This window comes from Streptomyces sp. NPDC054770 (genome assembly GCF_053611985.1).
The window spans coordinates 83326-97124 of the sequence record NZ_JBSHBL010000045.1 but is presented as its reverse complement, the minus strand read 5'-3'; the positions used below and the strand labels follow the sequence as shown (position 1 = coordinate 97124).

At 71.0% G+C, this 13799-nt stretch carries 11 protein-coding genes; 4 read left to right on the top strand and 7 right to left on the bottom strand.

What is annotated here, in order from left to right:
• Nucleotides 1-54: 54 nt before the first annotated feature.
• The gene (locus ACWGKQ_RS32535; protein WP_018547939.1) at nt 55-729 is read right to left on the bottom strand and encodes a Crp/Fnr family transcriptional regulator; all 675 of its coding nucleotides are present in this window, start codon (nt 727-729) and stop codon (nt 55-57) included.
• Between the two features lie 342 nt (nt 730-1071).
• Between ACWGKQ_RS32535 and nth the strand changes: the two genes are divergently transcribed.
• The 3 genes from nth to ACWGKQ_RS32520 all read left to right on the top strand — a co-directional run bounded on the left by nth (nt 1072) and on the right by ACWGKQ_RS32520 (nt 4010).
• A complete protein-coding gene (gene nth, locus ACWGKQ_RS32530; protein ID WP_453295585.1) occupies nt 1072-1992 on the top strand; it encodes an endonuclease III in 921 nt (306 codons plus the stop codon).
• 97 nt (nt 1993-2089) lie between these two features.
• Nucleotides 2090-2797 (top strand): NUDIX hydrolase, encoded by a 708-nt coding sequence (locus ACWGKQ_RS32525; protein WP_453295584.1) that lies wholly within the window; start codon nt 2090-2092, stop codon nt 2795-2797.
• Between the two features lie 13 nt (nt 2798-2810).
• Nucleotides 2811-4010 carry a MarP family serine protease gene (locus tag ACWGKQ_RS32520; RefSeq protein ID WP_453295583.1) on the top strand — a complete coding sequence of 400 codons (1200 nt, stop codon included), beginning with the start codon at nt 2811-2813 and terminating at the stop codon, nt 4008-4010.
• 25 nt (nt 4011-4035) lie between these two features.
• On the opposite strand, the gene ACWGKQ_RS32515 is transcribed toward ACWGKQ_RS32520, so the two are convergent.
• The 6 genes from ACWGKQ_RS32515 to ACWGKQ_RS32490 form a co-directional block, all read right to left on the bottom strand.
• On the bottom strand, nt 4036-4215 hold the full coding sequence (locus ACWGKQ_RS32515; RefSeq protein ID WP_365338735.1) for a hypothetical protein: 180 nt from the start codon (nt 4213-4215) through the stop codon (nt 4036-4038).
• A 261-nt stretch (nt 4216-4476) separates the two neighbouring features.
• The gene (locus ACWGKQ_RS32510) at nt 4477-5397 is read right to left on the bottom strand and encodes an alpha/beta fold hydrolase (RefSeq protein ID WP_453295582.1); all 921 of its coding nucleotides are present in this window, start codon (nt 5395-5397) and stop codon (nt 4477-4479) included.
• Nucleotides 5394-5879 carry a phage holin family protein gene (locus ACWGKQ_RS32505; RefSeq protein WP_453295589.1) on the bottom strand — a complete coding sequence of 162 codons (486 nt, stop codon included), beginning with the start codon at nt 5877-5879 and terminating at the stop codon, nt 5394-5396. Before ACWGKQ_RS32505 ends, ACWGKQ_RS32510 begins: the two co-directional genes overlap by 4 nt.
• 123 nt (nt 5880-6002) lie before the next feature.
• Nucleotides 6003-7454 carry a Na+/H+ antiporter NhaA gene (nhaA, locus tag ACWGKQ_RS32500; RefSeq protein WP_453295581.1) on the bottom strand — a complete coding sequence of 484 codons (1452 nt, stop codon included), beginning with the start codon at nt 7452-7454 and terminating at the stop codon, nt 6003-6005.
• Nucleotides 7455-7602: 148 nt separating this feature from the next.
• A complete protein-coding gene (acs, locus tag ACWGKQ_RS32495) occupies nt 7603-9561 on the bottom strand; it encodes an acetate--CoA ligase (protein WP_453295580.1) in 1959 nt (652 codons plus the stop codon).
• 242 nt (nt 9562-9803) lie between these two features.
• Nucleotides 9804-12188: a bifunctional SulP family inorganic anion transporter/carbonic anhydrase gene (locus ACWGKQ_RS32490; RefSeq protein WP_453295579.1), complete on the bottom strand. Its 2385-nt coding sequence runs from the start codon at nt 12186-12188 to the stop codon at nt 9804-9806.
• A 339-nt stretch (nt 12189-12527) separates the two neighbouring features.
• Here ACWGKQ_RS32490 and ACWGKQ_RS32485 point away from each other — a divergent pair, with 339 nt between their 5' ends.
• Nucleotides 12528-13790 carry a hypothetical protein gene (locus ACWGKQ_RS32485; protein WP_453295578.1) on the top strand — a complete coding sequence of 421 codons (1263 nt, stop codon included), beginning with the start codon at nt 12528-12530 and terminating at the stop codon, nt 13788-13790.
• Nucleotides 13791-13799: the final 9 nt, after the last annotated feature.

The window sequence follows — 13799 nt, the reverse complement described above, 5'->3', positions numbered from 1 at the left end:
CGGCGGGGGGGGGGGGGGGGGGGGCGGCCCCCCCCCCCCCCCCAAAGCCGGTGCCTATCGGGACCGCTTCGCCAGCCGCTCGACGTCCAGCAGGATCACGGCCCGTGCCTCCAGCCGCAGCCAGCCGCGCTGGGCGAAGTCCGCCAGCGCCTTGTTCACGGTCTCGCGGGACGCGCCGACCAGCTGGGCCAACTCCTCCTGCGTGAGGTCGTGGACGACGTGGATGCCCTCTTCGGACTGCACGCCGAAGCGGCGCGAGAGGTCCAGCAGGGCGCGCGCCACCCGGCCCGGCACGTCGGAGAAGACCAGGTCGGACATGGCGTCGTTGGTCTTGCGCAGCCGGCGGGCGACCGCGCGCAGCAGGGCGGTGGCCACCTCGGGGCGCGCGTTCAGCCAGGGCTGGAGGTCGCCGTGGCCGAGGCCGAGCAGCTTGACCTCGGTCAGCGCGGTCGCGGTCGCCGTGCGCGGGCCCGGGTCGAACAGCGAGAGCTCGCCGATCAGCTCGCCGGGGCCGACGACGGCGAGCATGTTCTCGCGGCCGTCGGGGGAGGTGCGGTGGAGCTTGACCTTGCCCTCGGTGACGACGTAGAGCCGGTCGCCCGGGTCGCCCTCGTGGAACAGGGAGTCGCCACGCGCGAGGGTCACCTCACTCATGGAGGCACGCAGCTCCGCGGACTGCTCGTCATCGAGCGCCGCGAAAAGCGGGTTGCGCCGCAGAACGTCGTCCACGAGTTCTCTCCTTGTCGACCTGCTCAGGGGATCTTGCTCCCCCTTGGTACCAGGGGACCGTGTTCCCCATTTTGCCGGACGGTCCAAACAGTGTGATCTGTCACAAGGATGCCGCACAGGTGTCCCGGGGTAAGCGGCAGGGGTCCAATCGGGGGCTGATCTTCCGGGTCCGGGGCGGATGTCGGTGCCGGGCTTTAGGCTGGCCGGGTGTCCAAATCGCCGGTGAGAGCACAGGCCAAGGGGGCTGGGCGGGTGGTTGTACGAGGTGATTCCGCTGTGGGCGAACAAGGGTCCGACTCGGTCTCTGGCGAGCCGAAAAAGGCGACAAAAGCGGCGAAGGGCGTGAAGAAGACGGCGGCGAAGAAGGCGCCGGTGAAGAAAGCCGTGGCGAAGAAGGCCGTGGTGAAGAAGGTCGTGGCGAAGAAGGTCGCGGCGAGCAAGGCGCCGGCGGCCGTCGAGAAGCCGCAGCCGGCCGGGAAGCCCGAGTCGCAGACCGCGCTCGTCCGCCGGGCCCGCCGGATCAACCGCGAGCTCGCCGAGGTGTACCCGTACGCCCACCCCGAGCTGGACTTCGAGAACCCCTTCCAGCTCCTGGTCGCCACGGTGCTGTCCGCCCAGACCACGGACCTGAGGGTCAACCAGACCACCCCGACGCTGTTCGCGAAGTACCCCACCCCCGAGGACCTGGCCGCCGCCAATCCGGAGGAGGTCGAGGAGATCCTGCGGCCGTGCGGGTTCTTCCGGGCCAAGACCAAGTCGGTGATAGGGCTCTCCAAGGGGCTGGTGGAGGAGTTCGGCGGCGAGGTGCCGGGACGGCTCGAAGACCTCGTCAAGCTGCCCGGCGTCGGCCGCAAGACCGCGTTCGTCGTGCTCGGCAACGCCTTCGGGCGCCCCGGCATCACCGTGGACACGCACTTCCAGCGCCTGGTCCGCCGCTGGCGGTGGACCGCGGAGACCGAGCCCGACAAGATCGAGGCGGCCGTCGGCGCGCTCTTCCCCAAAACCGACTGGACCGACCTCTCGCACCACGTGATCTGGCACGGCCGCCGGATGTGCCACGCCCGCAAGCCCGCCTGCGGGGTCTGCCCCATCGCCCCGCTCTGCCCGGCCTACGGCGAGGGCGAGACCGACCCGGAGAAGGCGAAGAAGCTGCTCAAGTACGAGAAGGGCGGCTTCCCGGGCCAGCGGCTCAATCCGCCGCAGGCATATCTGGACGCGGGTGGCCGGCCGGCGCCGCCGCTGGGCGCCGTATCAGGGACATGACCCAGGGGTCTTCTCAGGGACGGGGAACGGAACGATCAAGGAGACGTCAGGCGTTGGAACGGGCAGGACGGGGGAGCAGGGCAGGACGGGGGATGCCGTGACACACAGCAGCAAGGCACAGACGGGCGGACCGCGCGGGGGCGTGGTGCTCAGCAAGGAGGGTCTGCCGGAGTGGCTGGACCCGGTGGTGCGGGCCGCGGAGACGGTCCAGCCGCTCCAGCTGAGCCGCTTCCTGCCGCCGGAGAACGGCGCGGGGCGGCAGTCGGCCGTGCTGATCCTGTTCGGCGACGGCCCTGACGGCCCCGAGCTGCTGCTGATGGAGCGGGCCGGCTCGCTGCGCTCGCACGCCGGGCAGCCCTCCTTCCCCGGTGGCGCCCTCGACCCCGAGGACGGCGACCCGAAGGCCGACGGGCCGCTGCGGGCCGCTCTCCGCGAGGCCGAGGAGGAGACCGGGCTGGACCAGGCCGGGGTCCAGCTGTTCGGGGTGCTGCCCCGGCTGTACATCCCGGTGAGCGAGTTCGTGGTCACCCCGGTGCTGGGCTGGTGGCGCGAGCCGAGCCCGGTGGGGGTGGTGGATCCGAACGAGACGGCGCGGGTCTTCACCGTCCCCGTGGCGGATCTCACGAATCCGGCCAACCGGGCCACCGCCGTGCACCCCAGCGGGCACCGAGGTCCGGCATTCCTGGTCGAATCGACCTTGGTATGGGGGTTCACCGCCGGGGTGATCGACCGCCTGCTGCACTACGCGGGATGGGAGCGCTCCTGGGACCGCGAGAAGCTGGTCCCGCTCGACTGGCGGTCATGACAGGGTGTCGTTCGTGAATGTGCTGGACATCCTGTTGCTGGTCGCCGCCGTGTGGTTCGCGATCGTCGGCTACCGCCAGGGGTTCGTCGTCGGCATCCTGTCGGTGATCGGCTTCCTGGGCGGCGGACTCGTCGCCGTCTACGTCCTGCCGGTGATCTGGGACGCGGTGACCGACAACGCCGAGGTGGGCACCACCGCCGCGGTGGTCGCGGTGGTCGTCGTCATCGTCTGTGCCTCCGTCGGGCAGGCCCTGACCACCCACCTGGGCAACAAGCTGCGCCGGTACATCACCTGGTCCCCGGCCCGCGCCCTGGACGCCACCGGCGGCGCGCTGGTCAACGTGGTGGCGATGCTGCTGGTCGCCTGGCTGATCGGCTCCGCCCTCGCGGGCACCACCCTGCCGACGCTCGGCAAGGAGGTGCGCAACTCCAAGGTGCTGCTCGGGGTGTCCAGAGCGCTGCCCAACCAGGCCGACACCTGGTTCGCGGACTTCTCCGCGGTCCTCGCGCAGAACGGCTTCCCGCAGGTATTCAGCCCGTTCGCCAACGAGCCGATCACCGACGTCTCGCCGCCCGACCCGGCCCTCGCCAACAGTGCGGTGGCGACCACCGCGAAGCAGTCCATCGTCAAGGTGACGGGCACCGCGCAGAGCTGCGGCAAGATCCTGGAGGGCACCGGCTTCGTCTTCGCCGACCGCCGCGTCATGACCAACGCCCACGTGGTCGGCGGTGTCGACGACCCCACCGTCCAGATCGGCGGCGAGGGCCGCAAGTACGACGCCAAGGTCGTCCTCTACGACTGGCAGCGCGACATCGCCGTACTGGACGTGCCGGACCTGCGGACCAAGGTCCTGAAGTTCTCCGCCAAGGACGCCGCGACGACCGACAGCGCGATCGTCGCCGGGTTCCCGGAGAACGGGTCGTACGACGTCCGGCCCGCCCGGGTGCGCGGCCGCATCACGGCCAACGGCCCGGACATCTACCACCGCGGCACCGTCCGCCGTGACGTCTACTCGCTGTACGCGACCGTCCGCCAGGGCAACTCCGGCGGCCCGCTGCTCACCCCCGAGGGCAGGGTGTACGGGGTCGTCTTCGCGAAGTCACTGGACGACGCCGAGACCGGGTACGCCCTCACGGCCGACGAGATCCAGGCGGACATCGCCCGGGGCCGTACCGCGAGCCAGCAGGTGGGCACCGACAGCTGCGCCCTCTAGAGGCCTTCAGGGCCCTGTGAGGAGGTCAGCCGCGGGTGTGGCGCAGGCGGACCGAGACCCAGCGGGCCCGGCGGCGCAGGATGCGCGGAATCCCCACCCTGAGGTCGGTTCCCGGCAGCTGCGGGGCACCTCCTCGGTGGGAGTTCAGACCGCCTGTCGTACGGCGGTTGCGGGGTGCGTCACTGTAGTCGTGCGTCCAGCCCATACCCCGACGTCTGCCCCTGCCCCAAGGTCGATAACCTCCCGCGCGCCCCCCAATCGGCCTATGCGCCGGGCATGTGGCCGTTCGTAGAACAGGTGTACAGGTCCGGATACCGGGCGCATCGGCGCGGTCACCGATCGGGTTCGGGGTCTTTCAGCCAGTTGACCAGTTCGGTGGAGAACGCGACCGGGTCCTCCTCGTGCGGACTGTGCCGTCCCGGGGGACAACCCCCGGACTCCCGGCCGGTTCGAGCGCTACGCCACCTCAACGGTCTGGCTCTGGATCCTTGAGCCAATTGATCAGCTCGGCGGAGAAGCCCACCGGGTCCTCCTCGTGCGGAAAATGCCCCAGCCCGTCGAACAGCCGCCAGCGGTACGGGGCTTCGACGTACTCGCCGGAGCCGGCCGCGCTGCGGGTGCGGGTCACCGGGTCCAGCGAACCGTGCAGATGCAGGGTCGGGACGCGCACCGGGCGCTTCATCCTGCGGTTGAACTGGATGCCGTCCGGGCGCGCCAGCGAGCGCACCAGCCAGCGGTACGGCTCGATCGCGCAGTGCGCGGTGGACGGGATGCACATCGCCCGCTGGTACGTCTCCACCGCCTCGTCCTCCGGCAGCCGGGGCCCGGACCAGTCCCGGACCAGCCGGCCGACCAGCGCGCCGTCGTCGGCGGTGAGCTGCCGCTCGGGGATCCAGGGCCGCTGGAAGCCCCAGATGTAGGAGGCGGCGGCGGTCTGCCGGCGGTCCCGGAGCATCGCCGAGCGCCAGCGCCGCGGATGCGGCATGGACACCACCGCGAGCCGTCGTACGAGCTTGGGGCGCATCGCGGCCGCCGTCCACGCCAGGTAGCCGCCCAGGTCGTGGCCGACCAGCGCGGCGTCCGGCTCGCCCAGGGAACGGATCACGCCGGTGATGTCGAGCGCGAGGTTGGCCGGGTCGTAGCCGCGCGGGGTGCGGTCGCTGCCGCCGACGCCGCGCAGGTCCATGGCGACGGCCCGGAAGCCCGCGTCGGCGAGCGCGACCAGCTGGTGCCGCCAGGTCCACCAGAACTGCGGGAAGCCGTGCACCAGCATGACGAGCGGTCCGTCGCCGAGCTCGGCGATGTGGAAGCGGGCGCCGTTCGCGGCGACTTCCCGGTGTGTCCAGGGGCCCTCCGGCCGTACGACCGAGGGAGCGGGATCCGTCATGAGGTCGAGCGTGCCACAGCCTCGATGGCCGGCACCTCGTCCCGGGGCAGTTCCGGGCGCGGATGCGGCTTGGCGTTCTGCAGCACGCCCGCCGTCTCCTTCATCGACGCGGCCACCTTCTGCGGGCCCTGGCCCTTCTTGGCCTTCTTCGCGAACACCACGCCGATCAGCGCGAGGACGACGGCCACCAGGACGTTCGCCGCGAAGGAGAGCAGGAAGCAGATCGCGAGATTCCAGTGGCTCCAGGTCCGAATGCCGTACGCGAGGGCGAAGTTGAGCATCGGCAGGGAGAACAGCAGCAGCACCCCGGCGGCCGAGAACGCGCCACCGCTGGTCGCGCCCCGCTTGACGTCCTGCTTCAGCTGGGCCTTGGCCAGCGCGATCTCGTCGTGCACCAGCGCCGACATCTCGGCCGTGGCCGAGGCGAACAGCTGGCCGATGCTGCGTTCGGCACCGACCGGGCTGCCGTCGGGTGCGCTCATCGCGGTCTCCCTCTGCGTCTTCGTCATCGTCTCTTCGTGCCGGTCTCTTCGTGCCGGTCTTCTGGCACCGGTCTTCCGCTACCGGTCCTCTGGTGCCGGTCTTTTTTGTACCGTCTCGTCAGATCATGCCGGACGGCCGCCCTGCTCGCCTGCCCCGCCCGGTACTTCGGCAGACGCGTCCCGCCCGCCGGGCTGCTGGGAGGCGGCCTTCTCCGCGGCGATCCTGCGGTGTTCGGCGGCCTTCCGCTCGTGGATCTCCGCCATCCGCAGGTGGTACGCCGGGTTGTCCTGCTCGTAGACGTCCGGGATGCCGTCGAGGTCGTCGTCCCGCTCCTCGGCCTCGACCAGCCTGCGGTAGCGGGCGTTGCGCATCTTCAGCAGCACCGTGGCGCACAGGGCCGCGATGAGCGAGCCGGTGAGTACGGCGGCCTTGACCTCGTCGGTGAGCACGGCGTCGCCGACGAAGGCGAGTTCGCCGATGAGCAGCGAGACGGTGAAGCCGATGCCGGCCAGCGAGGCCACCGCGAAGACGTCCGCCCATTCGAGGTCCTCGCTGAGCGAGGCCCGGGTGAAGCGGGCGGTCAGCCAGGTCCCGCCGAAGATCCCGACCGCCTTCCCGACGACCAGCCCGAGGACGACCCCGAGCGTCTCCGGCCTGGTGAAGACGTCCCGCAGCGCCCCTCCGGACACCACCACACCGGCGCTGAAGAGCGCGAACAGGGGTACGGCCAGCCCCGCCGACAACGGCCGCACCAGATGCTCGACGTGCTCGCCGGGGGAGTGCTCCTCACCCTCACGGGTGGTGCAGCGCAGCATCAGGCCCATGGCGACACCGGCGATGGTCGCGTGCACGCCGCTGTTGTACATCAGCGCCCAGATCACGACCGCCAGCGGCACGTACACGTACCAGCCGCGCACGCCCCGGCGCAGCAGCAGCCAGAAGACGGCGAGGCCGAGGACCGCGCCGCCGAGCGCGGCGAAGTGGATCCGGTCGGTGAAGAAGATCGCGATGATCAGGATGGCGAACAGGTCGTCGACGACCGCGAGGGTGAGCAGGAAGGCGCGCAGGGCGCCCGGCAGCGAGGTGCCGATCACCGCCAGCACGGCCAGCGCGAAGGCGATGTCGGTGGCCGTGGGCACCGCCCAGCCCTGCGTGGAGCCGCCGCCGGCGAGGTTGGTGAGGGTGTAGACGAGCGCGGGTACGGCCATCCCGCACAGCGCGGCGACCACCGGGAGGACGGCCGCCTTCGGGTCCCGCAGGTCGCCGGCCACCAGCTCGCGCTTGAGCTCGATGCCCGCGACGAAGAAGAAGACCGCGAGCAGGCCGTCGGCTGCCCAGTGGGCGACGGAGAGGTTCAGGCCGAGGGCGCCGGGCCCGAAGTGGAAGTCGGCGACGCTCTCGTAGCTGTGCCGGAGTACGGGGATGTTCGCCCACACCAGCGCGGCTATCGCGGCGACGAGCAGCAGCACACCGCCGACGGTCTCGGTCCGCAGCGCGTCCGCCACGATGGTCCGCTCGGGCAGCGAGAGCCGGCCGAGGACCTTCCGGACGGGGGCGGTGCGGGGCGCGGACACGGGGACCTCCGGTCGGTGGGCAGGACGGGTCAGCTTGCCGACCAGACTTCCCGGCACACCTTGAGGGTCACGTTGCTTTGCTTAGTTTACCTAAGAGGGGCGCCCGGCGCGTTTCCACGCCGGACGCCCCTCGGGGACGGACCGCTGCTCAGTCCTCGCTGGGCGCCGCCGGGAGCTTCGCCTGGATGAGGTCCATGACCGTCGAGTCGGTCAGCGTCGTCACATCACCGAGCTGCCGGTTCTCCGCGACATCGCGCAGCAGGCGGCGCATGATCTTGCCGGAGCGGGTCTTCGGCAGCTCCGCCACCGGCAGGACCCGCTTGGGCTTGGCGATCGGGCCGAGCGTGGCGCCGACGTGGTTGCGCAACTCGTTGACCAGGCCCTCGTCCTCGGCGTTCGCCGTGCCGCGCAGGATCACGAAGGCGACGATCGCCTGCCCGGTCGTCTCGTCCGCCGCGCCGACCACGGCCGCCTCGGCGACCGACGGGTGGGACACCAGCGCCGACTCCACCTCGGTGGTCGAGATGTTGTGCCCGGAGACGAGCATGACGTCGTCCACCCGGCCGAGCAGCCAGATGTCGCCGTCGTCGTCCTTCTTCGCGCCGTCACCGGCGAAGTACTTGCCCTCGAACCGCGACCAGTACGTGTCCAGGAACCGCTGGTCGTCGCCCCAGATCGTGCGCAGCATGGACGGCCACGGCTCGGTCAGCACCAGGTAGCCGCCACCGCCGTTGGGCACCTCCTGCGCCTCGTCGTCGACGACCGTCGCCGAGATGCCGGGCAGCGGGGTCTGCGCGGACCCGGGCTTGGTCGCGGTGACGCCCGGCAGCGGCGAGATCATCATCGCGCCGGTCTCGGTCTGCCACCAGGTGTCCACGACCGGCGTCCGGTCGGCACCGATGTGCTTGCGGTACCAGATCCACGCCTCGGGGTTGATCGGCTCGCCCACGGAACCGAGCACCCGCAGGCTGCTCAGGTCGAACTTCGCGGGGATGTCGTCGCCCCACTTCATGAACGTGCGGATCGCGGTCGGCGCCGTGTACAGGATCGTCACCCCGTACTTCTGCACGATCTCCCAGAACCGGCCCTGGTGCGGGGTGTCCGGGGTGCCCTCGTACATCACCTGCGTCGCGCCGTTGGCCAGCGGGCCGTACACGATGTACGAGTGGCCGGTCACCCAGCCGACGTCGGCCGTGCACCAGTACACGTCCGTCTCCGGCTTGAGGTCGAACACCGCCCAGTGCGTGTACGACGCCTGGGTGAGGTAGCCGCCCGAGGTGTGCAGGATGCCCTTCGGCTTCCCCGTCGTACCGGACGTGTAGAGAATGAACAGCGGGTGCTCGGCGTCGAAGGCCTCGGGCGTGTGCTCGGCCGACTGCCGCTCGACGATCTCGTGCCACCACACGTCCCGCGAGTCGTCCCAGGCCACTTCCTGCCCGGTGCGCCGGACGACCAGCACGTGCTCGACGTTGTCCACCTTGCCGACCGCCTCGTCCACGGCCGGCTTGAGCGCGGACGGCTTGCCGCGCCGGTAGCCGCCGTCGGAGGTGATGACGACCTTGGCGTCCGCGTCCTGGATACGGGTGGCCAGCGCGTCCGCCGAGAAGCCGCCGAAGACCACGGAGTGCGCGGCACCGATCCGGGCGCAGGCGAGCATCGCGACCGCCGTCTCCGGGATCATCGGCATGTAGACCGCGACCCGGTCGCCCTTCTGGACACCCAGCTCCAGCAGGGCGTTGGCCGCCCTGGAGACCTCGTCCTTCAGCTCGGCGTAGGTGATCGCACGGCTGTCGCCGGGCTCGCCCTCGAAGTGGATGGCGACCCGGTCGCCGAGCCCGGCCTCCACATGCCGGTCCACGCAGTTGTACGCGACGTTGAGCTCGCCGTCCTTGAACCACTTGGCGAACGGCGGGTTCGACCAGTCCAGCGTCTCGGTCGGCTCCTTGGCCCAGGTCAGGCGGCGGGCCTGCGCGGCCCAGAAGCCGAGCCTGTCAGCCTTGGCCTGTTCGTACGCCTCGGCCGTGACATTGGCGTTCTCGGCCAGGTCAGCAGGCGGCGCGAAGCGTCGCTCCTCCCTCAAGAGGTTGGCCAGGCTTTCGTTGCTCACGACATCTCCCTTTCGAAGGGTGTCCGTTGTGTCCCAGGCCACAGCTCATCAGACCTGGGGCCCCGGTGACAAGGGCCGCCGGACAATTGGTTTAGACCTATCAGGTGCGGCGGGGCGGAGGGTGCCGCGGTCGGGCGTGCTGAGCCTGCCAGTGCCGGGTGCGCCGCCGCACACCGGGGCCGCCGGTGCCCGCCCGTACGGTGCCGGCCCTGCTGCACCGGCAGGCCCGGCCGTCCTTCCGCTCACGCCGGGCTGGGCAGCTCCTCGGTGCCGGGCACCCCCTGGAACACCCCGCCCGCTCCGTCCGCACCGCCCCGGCCCAGCAGATACGCCTGTGCCTCGCCCACGTGGAAGTACATCCCCTGCAGCTCCAGCTCCCCCGCCGCCAGCGCCCGCGCCACCGAGTCGTGCGCCCGCAGATGCTCCAACTGCTGGACCACGTTGGTCAGGCACAGCCGCTCCACCGTGTCCACCATGTCCACCGTGTCCGTCGGCGGCCGTCCGGCCAGCCGGACCCCGGTACGGCCCTCGTCGGCCAGCCGCGCCAGGCTCGGCAGCCCGTGCCGCAGCCACCGCCCGAGCGGGGTCGCCGCGCCCCCGGTCCCGGAGCCGAGCAGTGCCTGCATCGCCCCGCAGCCGGAGTGCCCGCACACCGTGATGGACCGCACCTGCAGCACGTCCACCGCGTACTCGATCGCGGCCGCCACCGAGTCGTCCCCGTTCTCCTCACCCGGAAGAGGGACCAGGTTGCCCACGTTGCGGACCACGAACAGGTCACCCGGGCCACTGGAGGTGATCATCGAGGTGACGAGCCGGGAGTCGGCGCAGGTGAGGAAGAGCTGCGACGGCCGCTGTCCCTCGCGCGCCAGCCGGGCCAGCTCGTCCCGCACCAGGGGCGCGGTGTCGCGCTGGAACGCGCTGATCCCACGGGCGAGTTCATGACCCGCCCCGGCCGATCTCCCGAGCCGGTGCCCGGAGCCGCTGCCCTTCGGTCTGTCGCCGGGCCCCGGTCCGCGGCCGTGTTCCGGTGCGTGGCCGTACTCCGGTGAGCTGACGCCCGCGCGGCAGCCGGTCAGCTCGGCGGAGCCGCCTCGCGCGGTGTGGGCCCTGCGCCAGTCCCGCAGTGACTCGTACGCCGCGTGGTCCATGAACGAGCCGTCCAGCTCCACCACGGCGTGGGCGCCTTGGGGTACGAGATGCAGGACTCTGCTGAGCCTGGGCACCGCGAGGAACGTCAGCTGTCCTCTGACGTGTACGTGATGGGCTCCTCCCTTCTCTTCATGGGTGATGCGGGTGCGGGCGAGGCGGTGCAGGGCGAGGGCGACGGCCACGGCGACCCCGAGGACCACGCCCTCCAGGACGCCGAGGAGGACCACCCCGAGTGTGGTGACGGCGTACACCAGCACTTCGCGGTGGCGGGTCACCGTGCGGATGTGGTGCAGGGACACCATCTGGATGCCGACGGCCATCACCAGGGCGGCGAGCGAGGCGAGCGGGATGAGATCCAGGACCGGGACCATCAGCAGCGCGGCGACTACTACGAAAACGCCGTGCAGCATCGTGGAGTTCCGGCTCACGGCACCGGATTGCACATTCGCCGAACTGCGCACCGCGACCCCCGCGACCGGCAGCCCGCCGAGCGCCCCCGACACGATGTTGGCCGCGCCCTGACCGAGCAGCTCCCGGTCCAGGTCGGCGCGGCCGAGGCGGGACTGGGGCCCGGTGCGGCCGGCCACCAGCTTGTCCACGGCGACCGCGCCCAGCAGCGACTGCACGCTGCACACCAGCGTGGTGGTCAGCACGGCGGCGACGAGGCCGAGCACCGGCCCCTCGGGCAGCCCCGCCAGGGCATGGCTGCTCCAGGACGGCAGGTCGACCCGGGGCAGGGTGAGCCCGGTGAGCGAGGCGGTCGCGGTGGCACCGGCGACGGCGACCAGGGCGGCCGGGAGCGTGCGCAGCCGGCGGCCCGCTCTGCCCGGGATCCGGGGCCAGCCCAGCAGCAGGGCCAGGGTCAGTGCGCTCATCGTCACGGCGGCCGGGTGCAGGTGGGCCAACTGGGCGGGCAGCGCCCGGACGTTGGCGAGGACCGAGCTCTGCGGGGTGCCGCCGAGGACGATGTGCAGCTGGGCCACGGCGATGGTGATGCCGATGCCGGCGAGCATGCCGTGCACCACGGCCGGGCTGACGGCGAGCGCGGTGCGGGCCACGCGCACGCAGCCCAGGCCCAGTTGGGCCAGTCCGGCGAGGACGGTGATACCGCAGGTGGCCCGCCAGCCGTACCGGTGGATCAGGTCGGCGGTGACCACGGTGAGTCCGGCGGCGGGGCCGCTGACCTGGAGCGGGCAGCCGCCGAGCCGGCCGGCGACCAGTCCGCCCACGGCCGCCGCCACCAGGCCGGCCTGGAGCGGGGCGCCGGTGGCGAGGGCGATGCCGAGGGAGAGCGGCAGGGCGATCAGGAACACCGCGACGGACGCGGACAGGTCGGCGCCCGCGACGGAGAAGCGGCGGCGCGGGGGTGTCGGCGCGGGCGGGTGCTGCGGCCGGTCAGCGCCGGTGACGGCCTGGGGAGTTGTGGCTCGGGCGAAGCCGAGGCTCTCGGGGTGGGCGGGTACGCAGGCTGATGACATGTTTCCCGTCTCCTCCGGGGCAGCGCGGTCGCGGATCTGGTGGTCCCCTCACCTGGGGCGGGGGTTTGGTCGCGGCCGTGGGCCACGGGGTCCAGCGGCGGGCATGAATCAACAATCGGTAAACGAATCGTAATGCAGAGTAAAGATCAAGCATGGATTTTCTGCGCAAATGGGGCACCTCCGCACCCTCATGGGTGAAGTGGTCATTTCATCGGCTTGTCGTATTAATCCCTCTCTCGGTCCTATGCGACCTTGGCCGCGCTGTCGGCAGATACCCGGCACATCGCCATAAAACGCCGTCACCGGCGTTCGCCGAGAGAAGGAAGAAGGTGAGCGGAATTGGCCGCCACCCAGAGGATTGCGGTCGGCGCCGTGGCCGCCGCGGCCTGTGCCGCGTCGGTCGCCGGTTGTGCGACCGGTACCAACTCCGAACAAAGGGCGTCCGGGCCGCAGAAAGGAGCACCGGCGCCCCAGAGCGTGGTCCGTCTGATCGGCGACGGGTCCACCGCGTACACCGGGGCGCAGCCGCATCTGCCCCGGCCCGAGCGGCTCAAGGCCGGTGAGAAGCCACCGCAGTTCGTGGTGTTCTCCTGGGACGGCGCGGGCGAGGACAGCCAGAAGCTGTTCTCGCACTTCCGCAAGGTCGCCAAGGAGAACAACGCGAACATGACGTTCTTCCTCAGCGGCGTCTACATGCTGCCCGAGGAGAAGCGCGACCTCTACCGGCCCCCGCAGCACTCGCCGGGCCAGTCCGAGATCGGCTTCAACGACGAGCAGGGCATCACCGACACCGTCAAGCAGCTACGGCTGGCCTGGCTGGAGGGCAACGAGATCGGCACCCACTTCAACGGGCACTTCTGCGGCCCCGACGGCGGCGTCGGCGAGTGGTCGGTGGCCGAGTGGAAGAGTGAGATCGCCCAGGCCAAGCAGTTCGTGAAGACCTGGAAGACCAACACCGGCATGAAGAACGCCGCACCGCTGCCCTTCGACTACGACAAGGAGCTCATCGGCGCCCGCACCCCCTGCCTGGAGGGGCAGAAGAACTTCGTGAAGGCGGCGAGCCAGCTGGGCTTCCGCTACGACACCAGTGGCGTCAACGACCAGGTCTGGCCCAAGAAGAGGGAAGGGCTGTGGGACCTGTCGATGCAGCTCGTCCCCTTCCCCGGCCACACCTACGAGCAGTTGACCATGGACTACAACTTCATGGTCAACCAGTCCGGCACGTCGACCCAGGGCGACCCCGACAAGTACGACTACTGGGGCGACCAGATGCGCGACGGGCTGCTCCAGGGCTTCAACCGGGCCTACAACGGCAACCGCGCACCACTCGTCATCGGCAACCACTTCGAGTCCTGGAACGGCGGTACCTACATGCGCGCGCTCGACGAGGTCGTCGAGAACGTCTGCAACAAGCCCGACGTGCGCTGTGTCTCCTTCCATCAGCTGGCCGACTGGCTGGACGCCCAGGACCCGCAGGTCCTGGCGAGCCTGCGCACCCTGAAGGTGGGCGAGGCTCCGCGGCAGGGCTGGGAGTCCTTCCTGTCCGGCCGTCCCGCCCCGGCACCGAAGGGGGTGCCCGGGGCGCCGGCGGTCAAGCAGTAGGCGCGGAGC

Coding starts and splice junctions, on each gene's coding strand:
- ACWGKQ_RS32510 (WP_453295582.1), bottom strand. CDS start 5,397: ATGACGGATCCCGCTCCCTCGGTCGTACGGCCGGAGGGCCCCTGGACA.
- ACWGKQ_RS32505 (WP_453295589.1), bottom strand. CDS start 5,879: ATGAGCGCACCCGACGGCAGCCCGGTCGGTGCCGAACGCAGCATCGGC.
- ACWGKQ_RS32515 (WP_365338735.1), bottom strand. CDS start 4,215: ATGGGCTGGACGCACGACTACAGTGACGCACCCCGCAACCGCCGTACG.
- ACWGKQ_RS32490 (WP_453295579.1), bottom strand. CDS start 12,188: ATGTCATCAGCCTGCGTACCCGCCCACCCCGAGAGCCTCGGCTTCGCC.